Source organism: Symbiobacterium sp., assembly GCF_040797425.1.
GTDB lineage: Bacteria > Bacillota > Sulfobacillia > Symbiobacteriales > Symbiobacteriaceae > Symbiobacterium.
The window spans coordinates 41,555-63,335 of sequence record NZ_JBFNEH010000017.1 but is presented as its reverse complement, the minus strand read 5'-3'; the positions used below and the strand labels follow the sequence as shown (position 1 = coordinate 63,335).

The window sequence follows — 21,781 nt, the reverse complement described above, 5'->3', positions numbered from 1 at the left end:
AAGAGACCGCGTGACATCACAACATAAACGTGTCCACGAAATCGGGGCAACTCCACTCCGGGACCAGTTGTGGGTGGTGGTTTGCGGCTTACTGCGGGGAGCGGTTGTGGGTCTCCCTTGCAGCTGACCGCCGGGGCCGGTTGTAGGGCGCCCCTTACATGACCGCCCTGCACTTGTTGCGGAGTGCCCCCCTGCAACTGGCCGCCGGCACCCGCCGCAAGTGATTCCTGTATCGTCTCAGCAGCATCTGTCTTGGAGGGTTCCCTCTGGGGGAGTCCCGGTTGCCCGCGGGTCCGATTCCCTGTCAGGAAGTCTTGACTTTCCCTGACCTTTGCAGCAGAATAGGAAACAGAAGGGGGGATGCGGCGATGCTCACCCTGCGCACGGTTCTTTCGCTGGCGGCGCTCCTTCTCCTGGCCTTCCTGACCGGTTGGGCCACGGTGGGCCCCCTGGCCGCGGTGTTCGTGATTGTGCTCTCGCTCCTGACCAGCACGGCGGCCTACCGGGGGCGGTCCCGGGCGTCGCTGCGGCAGATGGGCGGACAGCCGCTGGACTGGTATGAAGCCCCCGACCTGTACGAACTGGTGGGGGCGCTGGCCCGCCGGGCCGGCTTGCCCACGCCCCGACTCTACCTGCTGCCCGGCGGGATGGTGAACGCCGTGGCGGTGGCGACGAAGAGCAGCAGCGCGATCGGCGTGACCGAACCGCTCCTGCGCCACATGCCCGCAGACGAAGTGGCAGCCGTGGTCGGCCACGAGCTCTCGCACATCCGGCATGGCGACCTTCCCCTCAACATGGTGGCTGCGGGCCTGGCCGGCGCCGCAACGGCGCTGGCCGAGATCGGCCGTTTCGGCGTGATCTTCGCCTGGCTTCTGGGCGCACCCGTGGGTCCGGGCGAGTTGCTCATGGCACTGCTTATCACCGGCGGTATTCCGGCGCTGGCCCTGGCCCTGCGGATGGGCATCTCCCGGGAGCGCGAGTACCTGGCCGACCAGGGGGCTGCGGAACTGGTGGGTTCGCCCCAGCTCATGGCCCGCGCCCTGTGGCGCCTGGACCGGTTGAACCGACCTTCGTGGTGGCAGCGCCTCCTGGGGTACCCCACTCCCGTGGAGCCCACCGGCTGGGCCGCCCTTTTTGCGAGCCATCCTCCTACCCGGAAGCGCATCGAACGGCTGCAGGCGATGTATCCGCCCCGGCCTGACCCGGCGTTCTTCTGGCCGCTCTGGTAGCCCCGCGAGGGCTCGGGTGATCCGGGCGCACGCCGGGAGGCCGCTGAGGCGGCACCGGCCACCCCGGGCGGGGCCTGGGACGCCGAGGAACGATACGGGGAAGCCCGTGCATGCGGCACCTGGGAGGTGCGCAGGGCGATACAGCGGCACCCAGACGTGCGGTAGCCGGGCGGCGGCTGAGGCGGCAGCCGCAGGCCTGGACAGACAGCGTCCGGGCAGCTGGAAAGGTGTCCCCCGGGGGCGTGTTGACGGTACGAGGGGACAGCGCGGGACCAGGGCAAGGTGCGCCCTGGTCCCTGGTTTGCTCTGCGCCAGACGTTGGCAGTGGCACCGAGGAGTTCCCACGGCGGTGACGAAGCAAGGAGGGGGAGGGGCGTGAGCGATGCCATACTCGATGCACGGGCGATTTGCGATCTTCGGCGAACATGACGCCGACACGCTGAAACAGCTCAGGGTGTGTGCAGAGGTGGGGGATGCGGTGGGGGCGGCCCTCATGGCCGACGGCCACAAGGGGTACAGCCAGCCCATCGGCGGGGTGCTCTTCTACGACCGGTACATCTCACCCTCGGGCGTGGGCTATGACATCGCCTGCGGGAACAAGGCCGTCCGGACGGATCTGACCTTCGGCGACATCAAGGCCGCAAAGGGAAAGCTGGCCGACGAGATCTTCCGCCAGGTCTCCTTCGGCATCGGCCGCAAGAACAAGGTCCGGGTGGAGCATGAACTGTTCGACGACCCCACCTGGACCGACGTGCCGTACCTGCTCACCCTGAAGCAGCTGGCGCAGGACCAGTTGGGGACCGTCGGAGCGGGAAACCATTATGTGGACCTGATGGCCGAGGTAACGTCCAACTGGAAGCTGGGCGATCCCATCCCGGACACGGCACCGATATGGGTGGCCGTACACTTTGGCTCCAGGGGGTTCGGCCACCGCACCGCCTCCGGCTTCCTCAACCTGGCGGCGGGCCGTGACTTCGACGACCGGGCCCCGGGCGAGTCGATGGACCAGCCTCCAACCCTGATTCCCGTCGACTCGGAGATGGGCCAGGCGTATATCGCGGCCATGCGCCTGGCCGGCCGGTACGCCTACGCCGGGCGCGACTACGTGGTGGAGCAGGTGCTCCGCATCCTCGGTGCGAAGGCCACTTTCACCGTCCACAACCACCACAACTATGCCTGGCCGGAGGAGCACGGCGGCGTGAAGGGCTGGGCGGTTCGCAAGGGGGCTACGCCGCTCTTCCCGGGCCAGATGGGCTTCATCGGCGGCTCGATGGGCGATATCGCCGTGGTGGTGCGGGGCGTGGACGGCGACGAGGCCCGGGCGGCGCTGTACAGCACCGTTCATGGCTCCGGCCGGGTGATGTCCCGCACCCAGGCCGCGGGCAAGTGGAAGCGGCAGGGCGGCAAGCGGGTCCGGGTGGGCGGCGCGATCGACATGGAGGCCGTCCGCCGGCGGCTTGCCTCCGCCGGGGTGGAGTTAAGGGGCGCCGGCGCAGACGAGGCGCCCCAGGTCTACCGCCCGCTCCGCCACGTGCTGGGCTGGCACGCCCCGACGATGGAGGTCCTGTACGTGCTGGCCCCGGTTTGCGTTGTCATGGCCGAAGCGGACGAGTACGACCCGTACAAGGACTAGAAGAATGCGTCATGGGGACCCGATGAGTGAGTCCGGCGCAGGGTTCACCCAGGGAGTCCGGAGCGCGCAGCGGTCCAGATGACCCCACGCACCGCCCCGCAGGCCGGCAGGGCGGTGTGTTTGCTTGCCCTGCGGCGGAGCGCAGGCCGGGCGCAGGGCGCCGGGCGCCTCCAGGACGTTATGCACCGCCCCGCAGGCCGGCACGGCGGTAGTGTGCTTGCCCTGTAGCGGAATGCAGGTCGGGCGCGGGGCGCCGGGCGCCTCCAGGACGTCGGTGCGGCGCCCGACGGCCATTCGAACTGCTTTTGGGGCATGGGGAGCCGGGCGTGGATTTGGCAGTGACCCCCGCCGGGCCCGGTGGGCACGGTCACAGCGGGACCGGTCGTGTTGGCGGGAAAGGGTCTGGCAGGAGAGTGCCGAATAGGCAGCGAAGTCTGCCATTTAAGCACACCAGCGTGGGGCGGGTACGCACCGGCTCCGGTGCGGATCACCCACGGTCCCAGCGGTACGGTTTCCCTGCGCTCGCAGCGGCGTGAACCGCCTCGAGCCTGGTGTGCCGGACGTGCACCAGGGCACGGTTAGCTCACTCCTGCCCGGACGGCGGGCTAAGGACTTCACCGGCCGCCGCCCGGAGCACCTGCAGGCCACGCCACCGAACAGAAATTGAGCGGTGCGCGCCCGATCGGGCTGCCTGGCGCACGCGGCTGTGCAAGCACCGGCCGTGGCCGGCGGTTGACGCACACGAAGGAGGAGAGGTTGATGCGGTTCGAAACGGTGTCGACGCCTTCCCAGTCCGGCGTGACGATCCGGAATCACCTGATGGGGCCCGAGGGGGGCAGCGACAGGCTCCTGGTGCTCCTGCCCGGCAACAACTACAGCTGCGATGCGCCCGCCTTCTACTATCTGAAGCAGGCGGCCGTCGGAGCGGGTTGGGACGTGCTCTCCACCGCCTATGCCTTCCAGCTGATCGGCGGCGAGACGGACGGCCCTGCCATGCTGGCCGACGTCCGGGCGGCCGTGGACCAGGTGCTGCCCCGGAGCTATCGGGACGTCTGCATCGCAGCCAAGTCCCTGGGCTCCCTCATCGCCCTGCCGCTGGCCCGCAGCCTGGAAGGGTACCGGGTGTCGCTCATCATCCTGACCCCGATTCCGGCGTTCCTCCAGGAGCCGGTGGGCGACCTGCGAACGCTGGTGGTCATCGGCACCGCTGATCCCGTCTACCACTTGCCCGAGTGCGCCGCCGCCCGGGAGCGGGGCGACGCCGGGTGGGTGGTACTTCCGGGGCTTGATCACGGCTTCAACGTGAAAGGGGACTGGGAGCGTTCCGTGGGGGCATTGTCCCAGGTGATCGCCCCCTGCCAGCGGTTTCTGACGGCCGTACAGGGAGGCTAGGAGCGCCATGGAAGTGCGGCTGGATGAGCGGCTCCTGACCCTGGCCGCCGCGCTTACGGCCGCCAGTCCTCCGCCGACAGCGGACGCGCCCGTGGCCGTGGGCACTACGACGATCGGCACCACGCTGCCGGCCGTGGGTGAGCATCCTCTGGTTTCGGAGACGCGGCGCGGCCTGGCGGGCGCGGCCGATCACCCCGCCGTGCGCTGGCTCCGGACAGAGTACGAGAAGCACGACCTGCTGGGGCTGGCGATGCAGACGGTCCAGCTCGGGCCGCCGCCGGCGTTCGACGACACCTGCCCGGACGGCGTGCCCCCGTTCGTGGAGGCGCACTTCGGGGAGGTCGACCGGAAGGCCCTGGCCGAGGCGCTCCGCTCGGTGTGGTGCGACCTGCGGGTGGGCAGGCTGCTGGCCGACCAGGCCGAACAGTGGCGGGCCACGGTCGCAGCGGTGACCGAACTGCTCTCGGACGCGCGGCTGGAGTCGTTCCAGAGCCTGTTCTGGGGCCGGTTCCCCTACAACGCCGTCGTGGTTCCCCTGTGGAACATGGCCGCGGCCGGCCCGCTCCGGGGGGTGGGTGTGGCCAACCGGAAGGAGACCTACGCCGTCTGCCTGCCGCACGGTGCCGCCCCACCGGACCGGCTGGACCTCCTCATCCTGGTGCAACACGAGGCCAGCCATCCGGTGCTGGACGACATCCAGCGCCTTTACCCGGACGTGCCCCACGAGTGTGCCTTCGTGGAGACGGAGGTCCCCCCGGAGGGCCGGTTTGCCCGGTACTACTGCGATCCCACGGGGCGCTGGGGCGAGACCCTGATCCGGGCGTCCACCTGCTTCTACCTGGAGTACCTCGGCCGAGCGGACGACGCAGCGGCCTTCGCCGGGTCGCAGGCGGCGGCCGGCGTCACAGCGATTCGAACCTTCGTGACCGCTCTGCGCCCGTGGTGGGAGGCGCGCCGCCGCGGCGAGGCGCCGGGGCTGGACCGGGTGCTGCCGCAGCTGCCCGCCTGGCTGCGGTCGGCGCTGGCCGTCGGGAACGGTTGAGGCGGGGGCGAATCGGCACCCGGATGGACCCCTCCGGCCGCCCGGGCGACGTCAGAGGAAGATGAGCCGGACGGGTGGCCGACACCGGGTGCGCCGGTGCCGGGCGTGTACGGCGGGTGGCTCGCACCATGTGTGCCGGCGGAAGGCGAGCATGATCGAGTGGCCCGCACGGGGGGCGTCAGCGCAGGACGTACTGGGCCAGCACCCGCTGGAGCTCGTAGATGTTCAGGTTCCGGTTGAACTGCTTCTCGATCGGTTCGGGGGTCCCGGTGATCCAGAGCTTCAGCTCGGCGTCCAGGTCGAAGTGGCCGGCCGTCTCGACGGCGAAGTGGGTGATCGCGCGATAAGGGATGGAGTGGTACTCGATCTTCCGACCCGTGAGCCCCTGCTTGTCGACCAGGATGAGCCGCCGGTTCGTGAACAGGAACATGTCCCGAATCAGGCGGTACGCCTTCTCGACCACCTCGCCCGGGGCCAGGATTACGCTGAACTCCTGCTGCGCTTCGGCCGGGTTCACCTCGGAAGCGTTGCCCATCAAACCGTCCAACAGACCCATTCCATCGCCTCCTTGCTCACCCTGGCGCCTGGACCTGCGGGCGCCGGTTTGCGCTGTTCTTGCATATCTGACGGTTAAGGCGGTAACGGTGGTTCGGCGGCGTGACCTGCGCAATCGTGCTTCATCTACGTGCGTGGGTGCGTTTTCATGCCACCGTCACCGGGTACGTGCAGCCGGATTGGGCAGCCGCGGTCGCACGGAGCGCGTTACGTACGGCCGCTGGAAACACGAGAGCCACGCCCATGCGGGGCGTGGCTCATCTGACGGGGAGTGCTTTTCGCCAGAACGATTCTACAGCGCCTGCACCGCTTCCCGGAACGCCTGCTGCAGGGCCCGGACGACGGGCCCCACCGAGCCGTCCCCGATGGCCTGGCCGTCCACCCGGGTCACGGCCATGACCTCGGTCACCGTGGCGGTGAGGAACAGCTCCTGGCACCGGCTGAGCGCCGCGAGGGGGATGCCCTCCTCCCGCACGGTGTACCCCAGCTCCCGGGCGGTGCGGATCACCCGCTGCCGGGTGATGCCGTTCAGGATGTAATTGCAAGCCGGATAGGTGACGATCTCGCCGTCGAGCACCGCGAAAACGTTGCTGCTGCTGCCCTCGATGACGAAGCCGTCCCGCACGAAGAGGGCCTCGTACGCGCCCCGCTCGACGGCCTGCTGCTTGGCCAGCACGTTGGGCAGCAGGGAGACGCTCTTGATGTCGCACCGGGCCCAGCGCTGCTCGGGCACGGTGATGGCCGCCACGCCCTCCCGCAGCTGCCGCTCGTGCTCGGCCAGCTTTTCGGGTGCGAGCGGATGGGTGAGCACCAGCACCGTCGGCGCACCGTTTCCCGTCGGGAAGGCGTGGGCCCGGGGGCCGTGGAAGCCGCGGGTGATCTGGTAGTACACCGTGCCCTCTTGGATCTGGTTCCGCTCGATCAGCTCCCGGGTCACCCGGGTCAGCCCCTCGCAGTCGGGCTCCGGGAGGCGCAGTTCCCGTGCGCTCCGCACAAGCCGGGCCATGTGGGGCTCCAGGTCGAAGGGCCGGCCGCCGTACACCCGGACGACCTCGTAGATGCCGTCGGCGAAGAGAAAGGCTCGCTCTTCCACCGGGACCAGCGCCTTCTCATACGGAACGAACTCCCCATTCAGGTACACCGTAGACGACATACGTGCGCCTCCCTGCGTTTAGTCTAGACATCCTCAACGCGCTCTCCGAAGAGCCGCGCGAGCAGCCCCGGTTCATACCGCCGTACCGTCACTTTGAGCCAGATCTGGTCCGGGTTCTCGGGGGGCGGTGCGCCCGGCAGGTGCACCACTTCCCTGCGGTCCAGCAGGCGGACGCTCAGGTTGGGGAGGTCGCGCACCACCTGGATCTCGGCGCCGAACGTCGCCAGCACCACGGCGCGGGCCACGGCGTTCAGCAGTTCGGGTCCGGTCTGGGCCGTCACCATCACCCGATGCCCCGGCATCACACGCTCTTCGGTGATTCCATTCCGACGTACGAAAGTCAACCAGACTTCATGTTTTCCGGGCCGTACCTCCGGCACGCCCAGCTGGACGGCCATCGCCGTCGCAACCGTCCGCACCACACGGTCGAGTTCCCTCTCCGCCATCTGACCACCCCCGCCTCAGGATGGGGAACAGGTCCGGATCCGGCGTCACCCAGAGTGTGCGGTGGTTGTCGTATATGACCATCCCCGGTCGGGCTCCGTTCGGTTTACGCACGTGCTTGCGGGCGGTGTAGTCCACCGGCACAGCTGACGAGTGTCGGGCCTTGGAGTGGTACGCGGCCAGCGCGGCCGCCTCGTGGATCGAGCGCTCTGGCACCTGCTTTCCTGGCGGTACTCGCAGGATCACATGGGAGCCCGGGATATCTTTGGTATGGAACCACAGGTCGTTGGGGGCGGCAAGCCTCAGCGTGAGGTAGTCGTTCTGCCGGTTGTTGCGGCCGACCCAGATCTCCAGCCCGTCCGAGGACCGGAGCGTGAGCGGCGGCTGCGCCCGCTGTTCCCTGCCGTCCCCCGGCCGGCGGCCCCGGCCCTGCCCGGGTTCACGCCCGGCGGCGCGCTCCTTCAGGTATCCCTCGGCGGTCAGCTCCCGCCGGATCTCCTCCAGGTCGGGCAGCGATTCTGCCTGCTCCAGGGCCAGTTCGACCTGCTCGAGGTAGGCGAGTTCGGCGGAACTCTTCTCCAGTTGCTCCCGGATGGAGGCCAGGCCGCTGCGGGCCTTCTGGTACCGGCGGTAATAAGCCTGGGCGTTCTCGGCGGGGCTGAGGGCGGGGTCCAGCGGGATGACGATCTCGCCGCCGGAGGGGTCGTAGTAATTTGGCACGCGGATCTCGGAGAGTCCCCTCGTGATCTGCCACAGGTTGGCCGTTATCAGCTCACCTTGAATGCGAAAGGTCTCGGCGGACTCGGCTGTGGCCAGCGACTCCTCCTGCGCCCGGAGCTTCTTGCGCACCCGGGCGATCTCGTCCCGCAGCAGTCTGGCCAGGCTGCCGCGCAGGGACCGGAAGCGCTCCTCATCGGCCCGCTGCCCGAAGTAGGCGTCGAGGCAGTCGGAGACCGAGTCGAAGCCGGTCTCGGCCCGGCCGGGCCAGTGGCGGAGGTCCAGCACGTGGAACTCCTTCAGTTGCCCGTCGGGGGTGTAGAGGAGGCGGGGGGAGAAGCCGCCTTGGCCTGTCCGGCCCGGGGCCCCGTCCCCGATGAGGGCGACCCCGCGGGGTGAGCCGCCGGGGGTTGGAGCCTCGGCTGGGCCGTCGCTGCTGCCCCAGAATCCGGCGAGCCCGCGCACGGCCTCCGCCAGGGCCTCTGGGTCCACCGTACCCAGCGGCGCGTCGGCCGGCGCCCCGGCCCGGAACACCGCCTCGCGGGCGATGAGGGGGCTGAGGCCGTCCACCCGATCCAGGAGCGCCTGCCAGGCGGGGGTCGCCGGGTCAGGCGGCAGGTCCGCCGCCGTGACGAGGGCCGGGTCCAGCTTGCCCGTGGGCGGCGGGGGCACGTAGGGCAGCCCCGGCAGCAGCTCCCGGTACCGGTTTACCTCTTCGGTGACCCGGCGGATGGCGTCCACGATGCGCCCCTGGGCGTTCACCAGCACGATGTTGGAGTGCTTTCCCATCACCTCGGCCACCAGGGTGTAGGTCGTGGGGTTGCCCAGCTCGTCGAGGGTGCCGATGGTGATGCGGCAGATGCGGTCGCGCCCGGCCTGTGCGATCTGGACGATTCGCCCGCCCTCCGCGTACTTCCGCATCAGCATGCAGAACGTGGGCGGTGTGGGCGGGTTGCGTTTCTCGATGCGGGTGAGATGAATCCGTGCGTAGCGGGGGTGAGCGGAGAGGAGGAGGCGGTAGTTCTCGCCGCCTGCGTAGCACAGGAGAGCCAGTTCGTCTGGTTCTGGCTGGTATATCTTGGTAATCCGGCCGCCCTGCAGCCGCTCCCTGAGTTCGGCCACGACGGCGGCCATCACGATGCTGTCAAAGGCCATGTACGGGCTCCTTCGTCATGTTCGTCTCTCTACTTACAGGATACCACGGGAGCCCAGTTCCTGCCATGGTCGGCCGGGCCATCTGCCCACAGGCAGACCGCAAGATGGACCTCTGGGGAGAGGCTGAACCGCGCACGGCGGGGTAGACTGTGACCAACTACTAATACGTGCACATAAGGAGCTGTCGCCATGACCCTACCCCCGTTGCGCGTGGGCAACAAGGTGGCCCGGTACTGCATCGTGCAGGGCGGGATGTCGGTGCGCATCGCCCTGCACCGGCTCGCGGCCGCGGTGGCCAGCTGGCGTGGGCACCATCGGCGGGATGGGGATCCCGCCTGGGGAGTTGCGCCGGGAGATCCGGGCGGCGAGGGCGCTCACCGACGGCGTGGTGGGCGTGAACCTGATGTACGCCGGCTATCTCTTCGACCGGCTGCTGGAGGTCTGCATCGAGGAGCGGGTGGACTACGTGGCCATTGGCGCCGGCTTCGCACGCGGCCCCTTCAAGAAGCTGCACGATGCCGGCATCCCGGCCTTCTGCATCATCTCCTCGGTGAAGGCGGCCCGCATCGCCGCCCGCACGCCGGGCATCACCGGCATCGTGGTGGAGAGCGGCCAGGCGGGCGGCCACCTGGGGCCCGACGACCCGGAGATCTCCACCTGGGAGCTGTTCCCCCCGGTGCGCGCCGCCCTGCGGGAGGCCGGCTTCACCGGGCCCATCATCGCCGCGGGCGGGCTGCTCACCCGGCAGGACGTGCTCCGGGCCCTGGCCATGGGCGCCGACGGGGTGCAGATGGGCATCCGCTTCGCCATGACCGAGGAGTCGGCCGCCTCGCCCGCGATGAAGGCGAAGTGGCTGGCCGCCACGGGCTCCCAGGTGACGGACTGGAGCCCGACGGGGTACAAGAGCCGGGCCATCGTGCCGCACATCCCCTTCGAGGCGCTGCCCCGCACCCGGGAGAACGGGGGAACGTACAGCTGTACCAACTGCCTCAAGCACTGCCTGCACCGGGACGAGGGGCGCTCCCACTGCATCTGGAACGCCCTGGTGAACGCCCAGCAGGGGCGGTTGGAGAGCGGCCTCATCTTCTGCGGGGGGCGGGTAGGGGAGATTGACGACATCGTGCCCGTGGCGGAGGTTTTTCGGCGCCTCACGACCCCCGCTGCGGACGAGGGCGCGGCGGACTGAACTGCGGGCGGGAGCCCGGCGCTGGGGCAGGGGGCCGGCCGGGTCTTCGACACCGCACAGTATCTCTGCCTCAACGGTCCCGTGCTGAACGACGGCGACACGATCGGCGGGGCGGAGTGCGAGCGCCGGTCCCGTGATTCGGATCGAGTTTGCCCCCCGGGGCGCGGCGGGGGGACGATACGGCTGTTTCACCACGGACCTGCCGGTTGCCGAGGCCGTTCCCCGAGCAGCACACGCTGCAGGGGACGGCCCTTTCCTCTGCTTCGGCCCCGGCGCCGGGCGCGGCGGGATTGTCCACCGCTTCCCCGGTCTACCCCTCCGCCTTCGTGCGTACGGTTGGACAGAGGTGAAGCCTGCATGTCGAAACCGTGGCACCGGATGGGGGCGGACGAGGTCTCCGCCGCCCTGGGAAGCGACGTGGCCGCCGGCCTCTCCCCGGAGGAGTGCCGGAAGCGGCTTCAGGAGTTCGGCCCCAACCTGCTGGAGGGGGCGCCCCCGGTTCCGTGGTGGCGCATCCTGCTGGCGCAGTTCCAGGACCTGATGGTGATCGTGCTCCTGGTGGCCACCGCCATCTCCTACGGCATGGGGGAGACGGCGGACGCCATCACCATCGTCGTGATCGTCGTGCTCAACGCCCTGCTCGGCTTCGTGCAGGAGTACCGGGCCGAGCGGTCGCTGGAGGCGCTGAAGGACCTGACCGCGCCCACGGCGCGGGTCCGGCGGGGGGGCCAGGAGCTGACCGTGGCCGCCCGGGACCTGGTCCCCGGCGACCTGCTGCTGGTGGAGGCCGGCGACCGCGTTCCGGCCGACGCCCGCCTGGTGGAGGGAAGCGGCCTGGAGGTGGAGGAGGCGGCGCTCACCGGGGAATCGCTGCCGGTGCGCAAGTCTGCCGCCTGGGTGGGCGGGGAGGACGTCTCCCTGGGCGACCGGCGCAACATGCTCTACATGGGCACCACCGTCACCCGGGGCCGGGGGGCCGCCCTGGTGGTGGCCACCGGGATGGAGACGGAGATGGGCCGCATCGCCGGCCTGATCCAGGAAGTTGCGGAAGAGGAGACCCCGCTGCAGCGGCGGCTCGCCCAGCTGGGCAAGTGGCTGGTGGCGGGCTGCCTGGCCGTCTGCGCCGTCGTGGTGCTGGCCGGCCTCCTGCGGGAGGACGCGCTCACCCGCTCCGGGCTCTCGCAGCTTTTCCTGGCGGGCGTCTCGCTCGCGGTCGCCGCCATCCCCGAGGGGCTGCCGGCCATCGTCACCGTCTCCCTCGCCCTGGGCGTGCAGCGGATGATCCGGCGGAGCGCCATCGTGCGGAAGCTCCAGGCCGTCGAGACCCTGGGCTGCGCGACGGTGATCTGCTCCGACAAGACCGGGACCCTCACCAAGAACGAGATGATGGTGCGGACCGCGTGGGTGGCCGGCCGGCGCTACACCGTCACCGGCGACGGCTACCGGCCGGCGGGCGAGTTCCTGCTGGACGACCGGCCGGTGAACCCGCAGGAGGACCCCGACCTGGCCCAGGCGCTGAAGTCGGCAGCCCTCTGCAGCAACGCCCGGCTGATTCCGGCAGGGCGCGACCGCCGCGGCGGGCGGCGCAAGGCGCGGGCGGGCGCCCTGGGGGCCGCGGCCCCCGGCCGGGGCGAATACGCGATTCAGGGCGACCCGACGGAGGGCGCCCTGGTGGTGGCGGCGCAGAAGGGCGGCTACCGCCTCCCCGCCCTGCAGGAGCGCTACCCCCGCGTGGTGGAGGTCCCCTTCGAGTCGGAGCGGCGGCGCATGAGCGTGCTCACCGGGGCGGACGGCGGCGGTCACGCCGTGCACGTGAAGGGCGCCCCGGACGTGATCCTCGAGCTCTCGACGCACATCCTGCGGGACGGGCGCATCGTCCCCCTGACCGACGCCGACCGGGAGGCCATCCTCGCCGAGAACCTGCGCATGGCGGGCGATGCCCTGCGGGTGCTGGCGGTGGCGTTCCGGCCCTGGCCCGGCGGAGGGCCGGCGGGGCGGAATGGCCAGGCTGGCCGTGCGGCTTCGGCGACACGGCCGGAAGGGCCGGCCGGCCCGGGGGAGCAGGAGGGCCTGTCGCCGGAGGCCCTGGCCGACCTCGACACCGACGAGGCGGCGGCGGCGCTGGAGCGGGATCTGGTCTTCCTCGGCCTGTTCGGGATGATCGACCCGCCGCGCCCCGAGGTGAAGAAGGCCGTCGCGGCGGCGAACCGGGCCGGCATCCGGACCGTGATGATTACCGGCGACCACCCGGCCACCGCCCTGGCCGTGGCCCGGGAGCTGGGCATTGCGGGGCCCGGGGACCGGGCGATGACCGGCCAGGAGCTCGACCAGCTCACCGGGTCGCAGCTGATGGACGCCGTGCAGGAGTGCAGGGTGTTCGCCCGAGTCTCGCCGCAGCACAAGCTGCAGATCGTCCGGGCCCTGAAGGCGCTGGGCGAGGTGGTGGCGATGACGGGCGACGGCGTGAACGACGCCCCTGCGGTGAAGGAGGCCGACATCGGCATCGCCATGGGCCGGACGGGTACCGACGTCACCAAGGAAGCGTCGGCCATGATCCTGGCCGACGACAACTACGCCACCATCGTCGCCGCGGTGGAGGAGGGCCGGGGCATCTACGACAACATCCGCAAGTTCATCCGCTACCTGCTCTCCTGCAACACCGGCGAGGTGCTCACCATGTTCCTGGCGGCCATCATGCGGATGCCGCTGCCGCTCCTGCCGATCCAGATCCTCTTCGTCAACCTCGTCACTGACGGCCTGCCGGCGATGGCCCTGGGCGTGGAGCCCACCGATCCGGACGTGATGCGCCGGCCGCCGCGCAGCCCCGACGAGGGCGTGTTCGCCCGCCGGCTCGGCATCAAGATCCTGGGGCGCGGCGTGCTGATCGGGCTCGGCACGCTGACGGCCTTCCTGATCGCCTTCTTCACCATCCCCGGCACGCCCGGGGTCGCCCCGTACGACGATCCGGCCGTCCTCGGCCCCGCCCGTACCATGGCGCTGGCCACGCTGGTCTGCGCCCAGCTGATCCATGTGTTCGACTGCCGGTCCGAGCACCGGGCCATCTGGGAGACCCCGCTTTCGCACAATCCCTGGCTGGTCGCGGCGGTCGCCTCCTCGCTCACCGCCCTGCTGCTGGCGGTCTACTGGCCGCCGCTGGCCGCGGTCTTCGGTACGGCGCCGCTCACGCTCTGGCAGTGGCTGGTGGTGCTGCTGCTCGCCAGCGCGGGCGAGGTGCTGGTCGCCATCCGGCGTCTCGTGCTCTTCGGCCGGATGCCGCGCGCCCACGCGCACATCGAGGAGGCATAGCATTCGCCGATTCCGGTCAACCTATCCGCAGGTCAAGCCGGCCGGCGTGCCCGCGCACGCCGCCGCGCAAGTCCTGTAGGAAAGGGAGATCGGCCGTGAAGCGCATACCGCTACAGTGGGTCGGTCTGGCGACGGCGGCCGCATTGCTGGTCGCCGGGTGCACCGCCCAGCCGCAGAACGGAAACCGCGTGAACCAGAGCAACGTCTTCACCACCACAGGCGACGATGACCAGTGCGCCGCGGCCCTGGGCAACCCGGTGAACATGGGCGGCTTCTGGGGCATCGGCGCCGCCGGCCGCAACGTCAGCGCCGCCAACGGCCTCATCATCGGCAACGTGGCGCTGGTGGCCCTGCCGGATCAGGCGGCGGGCGCCGCGGTCACCCCCCCTGCTGCCAACCAGGCGGGCGTGACCGAACGGGTCCGGTCGAACGCCATCGCGGCGGGGAACACCGCCGCCCCGGACGCCACCGGCACGGGAACCGCCGGAACGATGGACACCGTTCCCAGCAAGGCCGGCACCACGGTGGGTGACACGGGCCTCACCGGCCGGCCGGGCGTTGACACCGACGGAGACGGCCACATCGCCGGCGCGGAGGGAACCCTCGCCCAGACTGGCAACGCCGCCGGCACAGGGACCGCGGGTGGCACCGCCACCGGCGTCCGCCCGGGCACGGCTGCACGCCCTGGTGGGGGCACGACCACCGGTGCGGGCCAGGCGACCACCCGTGCCGGTACGGTTGACGGGGCCGGGCGGGCGACGGGCAACGGCATCGCGCGGGCCATCCGCCGGCAGACCGCGGCGGGCAGGGGGACCACCACGGCTGCCGTCGTGCAGCGCATCCGCACCGCCTGCCCCCGGGTGGCCGAGATCCGGGTGGTGAACACCGAGGCCGACAGGCGGCGGCTCGCCGAGATCACCGCGGCCGTGCGGTCCGGGCGCCCGGTCACGGAGTTCATGACCGACCTGGTGGGCATCGCACAGCGGGCCACGTCGGCGGGCGCCGGGGCCAACCCCCAGCCGCCCACGCTGACGAGGCCGACAACGCAGAACCCGACGACGCAGGCTCCGGGCACGGGGACCCCGGCGATGCAGGCCCCGATGACGCAGACCCTGATGACGCAGACCCCGGCGACGCAGACTCCGGCCCCGAAGTCCCCGGCGACGCAGACCCCCACCGGCGCCGAGCGGCGCACCGGAGGCCCGGGTCCCGCACCGTCGGAGTAACGGTTCCGCCCCCTCCGCAGAGAGGCTGCGGAGGGGGCGGATTCTCACAGCGCGGCGTTTCCGTCGCCGGTCGGTCAACCGGGCTGCCCAGGAGGAAGACCTTCTTCGAGTACCGAAGTGATAAAATGAGAACTCACAGAGAACGGCGGGCGCAGCCGCCCGCCCCAGAGGGGGTCGCTACGCCTTTGGTACGCAGCATGACCGGTTTCGGGCGCGGCGAGGCCGAGGGGGAGGCCGGGAAGATCACCGTGGAGGTGAAGGCGGTCAACCACCGCTTTTCCGAAGTGGTCTTCCGCATGCCGCGCCAGTTCAGTGCCCTGGAGGATCCGGCGCGGAAGCTGATCCTCAGCCGCGTCACGAGGGGGCGCCTGGAAGTCTATGTCGTCTGGGAACCCTCTGCAGAGGCCAGGGCGGCAAAGGTTGACAAGGATCTGGCGCTGGCGTATTATAATGCTTTGAGGCAGCTAGCGGAAGAGATCGGGAGCAATCCGGAGATTTCGCTGGATACGCTCGCAAGACTGCCGGAGGTCATCTCCGTCACCGAGGGTGACGTGACCGACGAACAGATCTGGGCCATGCTCGAACCTGCACTCGACCAGGCGATGACGCAGCTGGTCGCGATGCGGGAGAAGGAAGGCGCCGCACTGGCGGTCGACCTGGCCGAGCGGCTCGACCGCATCGATTCCTTCCGCACAGCCGCTGCGGCCCGGGCCCCCGAAGTCGTGGAGGAGTACCGCCAGCGGCTGATTCGCCGGCTGGAGGAGCTGCTGCCTCCCACCAACCCGGTGGACCCGCAGCGCCTGGCCCAGGAGGTCGCCCTGTTCGCCGATCGGGCGGACATCACGGAAGAAGTGCAGCGGCTGGGCAGCCACATCGCCCAGTTCCGGCAGGCGCTGCAGACGGACGAGGCTGTCGGGCGCAAGCTGGACTTCCTGGTGCAGGAGATGGGGCGCGAGATCAACACCATCGGATCGAAGGCGAACGACGCTTTGCTCGCCGCGGCGGTGGTTGCCGCCAAGAGCGAGCTGGAGAAGATCCGGGAGCAGGTGCAGAATCTCGAATAACGCAGCAACTGAGAGGGAGGACCGGGTTGTGGGTGACATCAAGCTAGTGAACATCGGCTTTGGCAACATCGTGGCCGGGCACCGGATCGTGGCTATCGTCAGTCCCGAGTCGGCTCCCATCAAGCGGATCATCGCGGAGGCGCGCGACAGGGGTGCGCTGATCGACGCGACGTACGGCCGGCGGACGCGGGCCGTGGTCATCACCGATTCCGACCACGTGGTCCTCTCGGCGGTCCAGCCGGAGACCGTGGCCCACCGGCTCACCTCCAAGGATTCCGTCAGCACCGACGACGAAGACGTGGATGAAGAAGGCGAAGCGTGACGATGCCCGTTAAGCCAAGAGGTCTCCTTGTCGTTGTGACGGGGCCTTCTGCGGTGGGGAAAGGCACCATCTGCCGCGCCCTGCTGGCGGAGGTCCCGGACATCCGTTTCTCGGTTTCCTGTACCACCCGGCCCAAACGCCCGGGCGAGGTGGACGGCGTGGAGTACTACTTCATCTCCCGCGAGGAGTTCCAGCGCCGCATCGAGGCCGGGGAGTTCCTGGAGTGGGCCGAGGTCTACGGCAACTACTACGGCACCCCCCGGGCCTTCGTGGACGAGGTGACCGCCCGGGGGCAGGACGTGATCCTCGACATCGACCGGGTGGGGGCGAGGGCGGTGCGGGCGCACTACCCCGACGCCGTCTCCGTCTTTGTCATCCCGCCCTCGATGGAGGCGCTCCGGCAGCGCATCGCCGCACGCGGCACCGAGACGCCCGAGGCGGTGGCCCGGCGACTGGCGGAGGCCCCGGAGTGGATCCGGGAAGGCCTCACTTATGATTACGTAATCGTCAACGACGACCTGAACCGCGCCGTGGCCGAACTCCGGGCCATCATCATGGCGGAGAAAGCCCGGACGGCCCGGGGCGGCGCGGCGCTGATCCAGACTCTGCTGGAGAAGGGAGCGCTTTACTGAAGGATGATCAAGCCCTCTCTTGATCAGCTGATGGAACTGGTCGACTCCAAGTACACGCTGGTGATCCTGGCGGCGCGCCGGGCGCGCGACCTCCAGGATGGCAAGCCCAAGATGGTCGAATCCCAGTCCAACAAGCCGGTGACCATCGCACTGGAGGAACTGGCCGCCGGCAAGCTTTTCTTCGAGCGCGGCAAGCCCACCCCGCTGGGGTAGGTTCGTGACAGTTCGCCCGCAGAGGGCGCCCGCCCCGGGCGCCCTCTTCCTACTGTGTTCGGCGAGTTGACCGCAAAGGAAGGGTCGGCGATGCTGCAAGGAAAGACGGTCCTGCTCGGGGTCAGCGGTGGAATTGCGGCCTACAAGGCGGTGGAGATCTGTTCCCGGCTGGTGAAGCTGGGGGCCGAGGTGCACGTACTGATGACGGAGGCGGCAACCCGCCTGGTGGCCCCGCTCACGTTCCAGGCGATTTCAGGCAACCCGGTGAAGGTCGACCTGATGGGCGAGCAGATTCACGGCCACGTCGACCACGTGACGCTGACGCACCGGGCCGACCTGCTCATCATCGCACCGGCCACGGCCAACACCATCGCCCGGCTGGCCGGCGGCCACGCCGGCGACTGGATCACCGTCACGGCTCTGGGCGTGCGCTGTCCGGTGCTGGTGGCGCCGGCCATGGAGGCCGAGATGTACGCCAACCCCCTGACGCAGCGCAACCTGCGTATCCTGGCCGAGTTGGGCTGGACGATCATGGAGCCCGAGGAGGGGCGTCTGGCCTCCGGGCTGATGGGCAAGGGCCGCCTGCCGGAGCCCGTCAAGATCGTGGAGAAGGCGCTGGAACTGCTGGGGGCAGCTGGCCCGGGGGCCGCCGACGGCGGCAGTGCGAAGACCGCCGCGGCGCACGCGCGGGACCTCGCCGGGCGCCGCGTGCTGGTGACGGCCGGCACCACCTGGGAGCCCTTCGACCCGGTTCGGTTCATCGGCAACCGGTCCACCGGGAAGATGGGCTACGCCGTTGCCGCGGCCGCAGCCGCCCGGGGGGCCGAGGTGGTGCTGGTGCACGGTCCCACCAGCCTGGAGCCGCCCGCCGGCGTGAGGGCGGTGGCGGTCGAGTCGTGCCAACAGATGCTGGAGGCATGCCTCCGGGAGTTTCCGGGGTGCGACATCGCCGTGGCCGCGGCCGCACCGGCCGACTACCGGCCGGCCACCGTGGCCTCCGAGAAGATCAAGAAGGAGCGGGACGAGCTCACCATCACCCTGGTGAAGAACCCCGACATCATCGCCGAACTGGGCCGGCGCAAGCGGCCCGGCCAGGTGACCGTGGCCTTCGCCGCCGAGACGGAGAACCTGGTGGCGAGCGCCCGGCAGAAGCTGGTCAGCAAGAACGCCGACTTTGTGGTGGCCAACGACGTGACGCAGGAGGGCGCGGGCTTCGGCACCGAGACCAACCGGGTGACCTTCGTCTTCCCGGATGGGCTCGAGGAGCTTCCCCTCATGAGCAAGCGGGAGGTCGCCGACCGGATCCTCGACCGGGCGGCGGCCCTGCTGGGAGCCCGCAGCGATGCGTGACCGGGACCCCCTGCACGGGGTCCCGGCGGAGGGCGATGCAGACATGGACGCACAGCGGCCGATGGATGGTGGCACCAGACTTGGCGCCGAGCTGGCCCAGGTCGCCGTGGACGTGACGGCCGAGGGGACGGACAGGCTCTTCACCTACCTGGTGCCCCGGAGCCTCTCCGGGCGCCTCCAGCCCGGCCAGTGGGTGCGGGTGCCCTTCGGTCCCCGGCGCCTGGTGGGCCTCTACGTGGGTCCCGCCGACCTGGCGCCCGAGGGCGTGACGCTGAAGGAAATCGCGGGCCTCCTGCCCGAGATTCCGCCCATCCCGGCCCCGCTGGTGCAGCTGGCTCGCTGGACCGCCGACCGCTACCTTTCCACCTTTCCGGCGGCGCTCCGGCTGCTCCTGCCTCCGGAGGCGCGCCGGCAGGAGGTGCGCACGCTCACCATCACGAGCTACCGGCTGAACGTGGCCGACGTGGAGGCGCTGGTGGAGCAGCTCCAGAAAAGGGCCCCGCGCCAGGCGGAGCTCGTCGCCTACATGGCCCGTGTGGGCGGCGAGGCCGAGCGGGCGCAGGTGCTGGCCGACCTGGGCGACTCCATCGCCGGGCCGATCAAGGCGGCCCTGGAGAAGGGCTGGCTGGTGGCCGGGCGGGTGGCCCGCCGGCGCGACCCCTTTGCCGGCGAGCAGGTGACGATCGTCCCGCCGCCGGAGCTCACGCCCGAGCAGCGGCAGGCGCTGGAGTCGATCCGGCAGGAGCTGATCGCCCCGCCGGACTTCCGCCAGCCGGTGCTGGTCCACGGCGTGACCGGATCGGGCAAGACCGAACTATATCTCCGGGCCATCGCCATGGTCCGGGAGATGGGGCGGAACGCCATCTGCCTGGTGCCCGAGATTTCGCTGACGCCTCAGATGATCCAGCGGTTCCGGGCCCGCTTCGGCGGCGAGGTGGCCGTGCTCCACTCGGCGCTCTCGGCGGGGGAGAAGTTCGACGAGTGGCAGCGCATCCGCCGGGGCGAGGTCTCCATCGTCGTCGGCGCCCGGTCTGCGATTTTTGCCCCCTTCGAGAACGTGGGGCTCATCATCATCGACGAGGAGCACGAGCAGTCGTACAAGCAGGAGTCGCCGCCGCCGGCCTACCACGCCCGGGAGGTGGCGGCCGAGCGCGCCCGCCTGGAGGGGGCCCTGCTGGTGCTCGGGTCGGCGACGCCGGCCCTGGAGTCGTACCATCTGGCCGAAACCGGGGTCTACCGGCTGGTCTCGCTGGAGCACCGGGTCGACGACCGGCCCATGCCGCGGGTCACCCTGGTGGACATGCGGGAGGAGCTAAGGGCGGGCAACCGGTCGATCTTCTCCCGGGCCCTCACCGAGGCCCTGGACCAGACGCTCACGGCCGGCGAGCAGGCGATTCTTTTTCTGAATCGCAGGGGTTACAATACGTTTATCCTGTGCCGGGACTGCGGCCAGGCGATTCAGTGCCCGCACTGCGCGGTGGCCATGACCTACCACCTGGGCGACGACCACCTGGCCTGCCACTACTGCGACCACACCGCGCGGCTGCCCAGCGTCTGCCCCCACTGCGGGTCGCAGCGCATCCGCCACCTGGGGGCGGGCACCGAGCGGGTGGAGGAGGAGCTGCACAAGCTCTACCCGCACGCCCGCGTGGCCCGCATGGACGTGGACACCACCCGGCGCAAGGGTTCCCACGCGGCCATCCTCCGCCGGTTCGCCAACCGGGAGGTCGACGTGCTGGTGGGCACGCAGATGATCACCAAGGGGCTCGACTTCCCCGGCGTCACGCTGGTGGGGGTGGTCCTGGCCGACACCAGCCTGAACCTGCCCGACTTCCGCGCCGCCGAGCGGACCTTCCAGCTGGTCACGCAGGTGGCGGGGCGGGCCGGCCGGGGGGAGAAGCCGGGGCGGGTGATCGTGCAGACCTACCACCCCGACCACCCGTCGCTGCTCGCGGCCGCCGAGCACGACTACGCCCGGTTCTTCGCCGAGGAGATCAAGTTCCGGCAGGAGCTGGAGTATCCGCCCTTCACCCACATGATCCACCTGGTGCTGTCCGGCGAGCACGAGGCCGAGGTGGCCGACACGGCGCGGAACGTGCACCAGGTCCTGGTCAGCGGCGGCTTCCGGGGGCAGATCCTGGGGCCCGCGCCGGCGCCGCTGGCCAAGCTGCGGGGCAAGTACCGGTACCACCTGGTGCTGAAGGGCGTGGACGTCGGGGCGATGGCGGCCGAGGTCCGGGCGGCCTTCGCGGCTGCCAGAGGGAAGTGGCGCAAGTCGCGGACAGTCACGCTCGCCGTGGATGTGGACCCGATGAGCGTGTTGTAGGGGAGGGCCGTGAGCCGCGCATACGCGCGGCGGGCGGGGAGTTCCCTGTCGGGGGGTCCGAACGTCGAAAGAACTGGACTCACCGGTGACCCTGCGGTCGCCCGGACTGTGCGGGCGACGTGACCAGCAAGAGAACATGGAGGGCAGATCAGACAATGGCCATTCTCGAAATCGTGAAAGACCCGGCGGAGGTGTTGCGCAAGAAGGCGAAGCCGGTGACGAAGATCAACGCCTCCATCCGAAAGCTGCTGGACGATATGACGGAGACAATGTACGCCGCACCGGGCGTGGGCCTTGCGGCCCCGCAGGTGGGCGTTTCCAAGCGCATCATCGTCGTCGACCCGCAGGACGGCTCCGGCCAGCTCTACCAGCTGATCAACCCGGAAATCACCAGGGCCGAGGGCTGGGTGAAGGGCACGGAGGGGTGCCTCTCGATCCCCGGCATGGTGGGCGACGTGTGGCGCTACGAGAAGGTACAGGTGGTGGGCCTCGACCGGCACGGCAAGAAGGTCTGGATCGACGCCGAGGGCTGGCTCGCCCGCATCTTCCAGCACGAGATCGACCACCTGGACGGCATCCTCTACACCGACAAGTGCGAGAACCTCCGGCCGGTCGAAGAGGGCGAGGAGGAGTCGGCTGAGGTCGCCGAAGGGCCGGTCGCGGAGGCCGAGCCCGCCGCTGAAGGCGCCTCGTCTGAGTCCGCGGCCGGGGCTGGTGCGACGGCTGCCGCAGAGGCGGCGACTGGCGGCGAGGCCCCCGGCGCCGCAGCGGAGGACGCGGAGGCCGCCGGCCGGACGTCCGCGGAGAAGGCCCCCGCGGGCGGCGGGAACTAGAAC

At 70.2% G+C, this 21,781-nt stretch carries 18 protein-coding genes; 14 read left to right on the top strand and 4 right to left on the bottom strand.

Annotation, left to right across the window (positions count from 1 at the left end; genetic code table 11):
• Positions 1–368 precede the first annotated feature (368 nt).
• The 4 genes from AB2385_RS07470 (at position 369) to AB2385_RS07455 (ending at position 5,296) form a co-directional block, all read left to right on the top strand.
• Positions 369–1,229, top strand: coding sequence for a M48 family metallopeptidase (locus tag AB2385_RS07470; RefSeq protein ID WP_367654328.1), 861 nt, complete (start codon positions 369–371; stop codon positions 1,227–1,229).
• Between the two features lie 382 nt (positions 1,230–1,611).
• The gene (locus AB2385_RS07465; RefSeq protein ID WP_367654327.1) at positions 1,612–2,862 is read left to right on the top strand and encodes an RtcB family protein; all 1,251 of its coding nucleotides are present in this window, start codon (positions 1,612–1,614) and stop codon (positions 2,860–2,862) included.
• A gap of 759 nt (positions 2,863–3,621) precedes the next feature.
• Positions 3,622–4,254 carry an alpha/beta hydrolase gene (locus AB2385_RS07460; RefSeq protein WP_367654326.1) on the top strand — a complete coding sequence of 211 codons (633 nt, stop codon included), beginning with the start codon at positions 3,622–3,624 and terminating at the stop codon, positions 4,252–4,254.
• 7 nt (positions 4,255–4,261) lie between these two features.
• The gene (locus tag AB2385_RS07455) at positions 4,262–5,296 is read left to right on the top strand and encodes a hypothetical protein (RefSeq protein ID WP_367654325.1); all 1,035 of its coding nucleotides are present in this window, start codon (positions 4,262–4,264) and stop codon (positions 5,294–5,296) included.
• A 178-nt stretch (positions 5,297–5,474) separates the two neighbouring features.
• Here the strand turns inward: AB2385_RS07455 and AB2385_RS07450 are convergent, their stop codons facing one another.
• From AB2385_RS07450 to AB2385_RS07435, 4 genes are all read right to left on the bottom strand, one after another.
• Positions 5,475–5,852: a PH domain-containing protein gene (locus AB2385_RS07450; protein WP_367654324.1), complete on the bottom strand. Its 378-nt coding sequence runs from the start codon at positions 5,850–5,852 to the stop codon at positions 5,475–5,477.
• A 291-nt stretch (positions 5,853–6,143) separates the two neighbouring features.
• Entirely contained in the window at positions 6,144–7,004 is an 861-nt protein-coding gene (gene dat, locus AB2385_RS07445) for a D-amino-acid transaminase (RefSeq protein ID WP_367654323.1), read from the bottom strand.
• Positions 7,005–7,027: 23 nt separating this feature from the next.
• Positions 7,028–7,306: a hypothetical protein gene (locus AB2385_RS07440; RefSeq protein ID WP_367654322.1), complete on the bottom strand. Its 279-nt coding sequence runs from the start codon at positions 7,304–7,306 to the stop codon at positions 7,028–7,030.
• Positions 7,307–7,355: 49 nt separating this feature from the next.
• Positions 7,356–9,320, bottom strand: a complete 1,965-nt coding sequence (locus tag AB2385_RS07435; RefSeq protein ID WP_367654321.1) for an NFACT family protein — start codon at positions 9,318–9,320, stop codon at positions 7,356–7,358.
• A 304-nt stretch (positions 9,321–9,624) separates the two neighbouring features.
• On the opposite strand from AB2385_RS07435, the gene AB2385_RS07430 reads away from it, so the two are divergent.
• The 10 genes from AB2385_RS07430 to def all read left to right on the top strand — a co-directional run bounded on the left by AB2385_RS07430 (position 9,625) and on the right by def (position 21,778).
• Positions 9,625–10,506, top strand: coding sequence for an NAD(P)H-dependent flavin oxidoreductase (locus tag AB2385_RS07430; RefSeq protein ID WP_367654320.1), 882 nt, complete (start codon positions 9,625–9,627; stop codon positions 10,504–10,506).
• A 357-nt stretch (positions 10,507–10,863) separates the two neighbouring features.
• Positions 10,864–13,812, top strand: a complete 2,949-nt coding sequence (locus AB2385_RS07425) for a cation-translocating P-type ATPase (RefSeq protein WP_367654319.1) — start codon at positions 10,864–10,866, stop codon at positions 13,810–13,812.
• A gap of 95 nt (positions 13,813–13,907) precedes the next feature.
• A complete protein-coding gene (locus AB2385_RS07420) occupies positions 13,908–15,038 on the top strand; it encodes a hypothetical protein (protein ID WP_367654318.1) in 1,131 nt (376 codons plus the stop codon).
• Positions 15,039–15,223: 185 nt separating this feature from the next.
• Positions 15,224–16,102, top strand: a complete 879-nt coding sequence (locus tag AB2385_RS07415) for a YicC/YloC family endoribonuclease (RefSeq protein ID WP_367654317.1) — start codon at positions 15,224–15,226, stop codon at positions 16,100–16,102.
• A gap of 28 nt (positions 16,103–16,130) precedes the next feature.
• Positions 16,131–16,424 carry an extracellular matrix/biofilm regulator RemA gene (gene remA, locus AB2385_RS07410; protein WP_367654316.1) on the top strand — a complete coding sequence of 98 codons (294 nt, stop codon included), beginning with the start codon at positions 16,131–16,133 and terminating at the stop codon, positions 16,422–16,424.
• Positions 16,425–16,426: 2 nt separating this feature from the next.
• Complete coding sequence (gene gmk, locus AB2385_RS07405) at positions 16,427–17,056, top strand: guanylate kinase (protein ID WP_367654330.1); 630 nt, start codon at positions 16,427–16,429, stop codon at positions 17,054–17,056.
• Positions 17,057–17,059: 3 nt separating this feature from the next.
• Complete coding sequence (rpoZ, locus tag AB2385_RS07400; RefSeq protein WP_367654315.1) at positions 17,060–17,269, top strand: DNA-directed RNA polymerase subunit omega; 210 nt, start codon at positions 17,060–17,062, stop codon at positions 17,267–17,269.
• A 90-nt stretch (positions 17,270–17,359) separates the two neighbouring features.
• Complete coding sequence (gene coaBC, locus AB2385_RS07395; protein WP_367654314.1) at positions 17,360–18,619, top strand: bifunctional phosphopantothenoylcysteine decarboxylase/phosphopantothenate--cysteine ligase CoaBC; 1,260 nt, start codon at positions 17,360–17,362, stop codon at positions 18,617–18,619.
• The gene (gene priA / locus AB2385_RS07390) at positions 18,612–20,945 is read left to right on the top strand and encodes a primosomal protein N' (RefSeq protein WP_367654313.1); all 2,334 of its coding nucleotides are present in this window, start codon (positions 18,612–18,614) and stop codon (positions 20,943–20,945) included. Before coaBC ends, priA begins: the two co-directional genes overlap by 8 nt.
• Before the next feature lie 155 nt (positions 20,946–21,100).
• Complete coding sequence (def, locus tag AB2385_RS07385; RefSeq protein WP_367654312.1) at positions 21,101–21,778, top strand: peptide deformylase; 678 nt, start codon at positions 21,101–21,103, stop codon at positions 21,776–21,778.
• Positions 21,779–21,781 lie beyond the last annotated feature (3 nt).

What these genes read in the sequence shown, in the direction of transcription:
- AB2385_RS07465 (WP_367654327.1), top strand. Translation starts at nt 1,612, where the DNA reads ATGCCATACTCGATGCACGGGCGATTTGCGATCTTCGGCGAACATGAC.
- def (WP_367654312.1), top strand. Translation starts at nt 21,101, where the DNA reads ATGGCCATTCTCGAAATCGTGAAAGACCCGGCGGAGGTGTTGCGCAAG.
- coaBC (WP_367654314.1), top strand. Translation starts at nt 17,360, where the DNA reads ATGCTGCAAGGAAAGACGGTCCTGCTCGGGGTCAGCGGTGGAATTGCG.
- priA (WP_367654313.1), top strand. Translation starts at nt 18,612, where the DNA reads ATGCGTGACCGGGACCCCCTGCACGGGGTCCCGGCGGAGGGCGATGCA.
- AB2385_RS07450 (WP_367654324.1), bottom strand. Translation starts at nt 5,852, where the DNA reads ATGGGTCTGTTGGACGGTTTGATGGGCAACGCTTCCGAGGTGAACCCG.
- AB2385_RS07460 (WP_367654326.1), top strand. Translation starts at nt 3,622, where the DNA reads ATGCGGTTCGAAACGGTGTCGACGCCTTCCCAGTCCGGCGTGACGATC.
- AB2385_RS07455 (WP_367654325.1), top strand. Translation starts at nt 4,262, where the DNA reads ATGGAAGTGCGGCTGGATGAGCGGCTCCTGACCCTGGCCGCCGCGCTT.
- dat (WP_367654323.1), bottom strand. Translation starts at nt 7,004, where the DNA reads ATGTCGTCTACGGTGTACCTGAATGGGGAGTTCGTTCCGTATGAGAAG.
- AB2385_RS07435 (WP_367654321.1), bottom strand. Translation starts at nt 9,320, where the DNA reads ATGGCCTTTGACAGCATCGTGATGGCCGCCGTCGTGGCCGAACTCAGG.
- AB2385_RS07470 (WP_367654328.1), top strand. Translation starts at nt 369, where the DNA reads ATGCTCACCCTGCGCACGGTTCTTTCGCTGGCGGCGCTCCTTCTCCTG.
- gmk (WP_367654330.1), top strand. Translation starts at nt 16,427, where the DNA reads ATGCCCGTTAAGCCAAGAGGTCTCCTTGTCGTTGTGACGGGGCCTTCT.
- AB2385_RS07425 (WP_367654319.1), top strand. Translation starts at nt 10,864, where the DNA reads ATGTCGAAACCGTGGCACCGGATGGGGGCGGACGAGGTCTCCGCCGCC.
- AB2385_RS07440 (WP_367654322.1), bottom strand. Translation starts at nt 7,306, where the DNA reads ATGCCGGGGCATCGGGTGATGGTGACGGCCCAGACCGGACCCGAACTG.
- rpoZ (WP_367654315.1), top strand. Translation starts at nt 17,060, where the DNA reads ATGATCAAGCCCTCTCTTGATCAGCTGATGGAACTGGTCGACTCCAAG.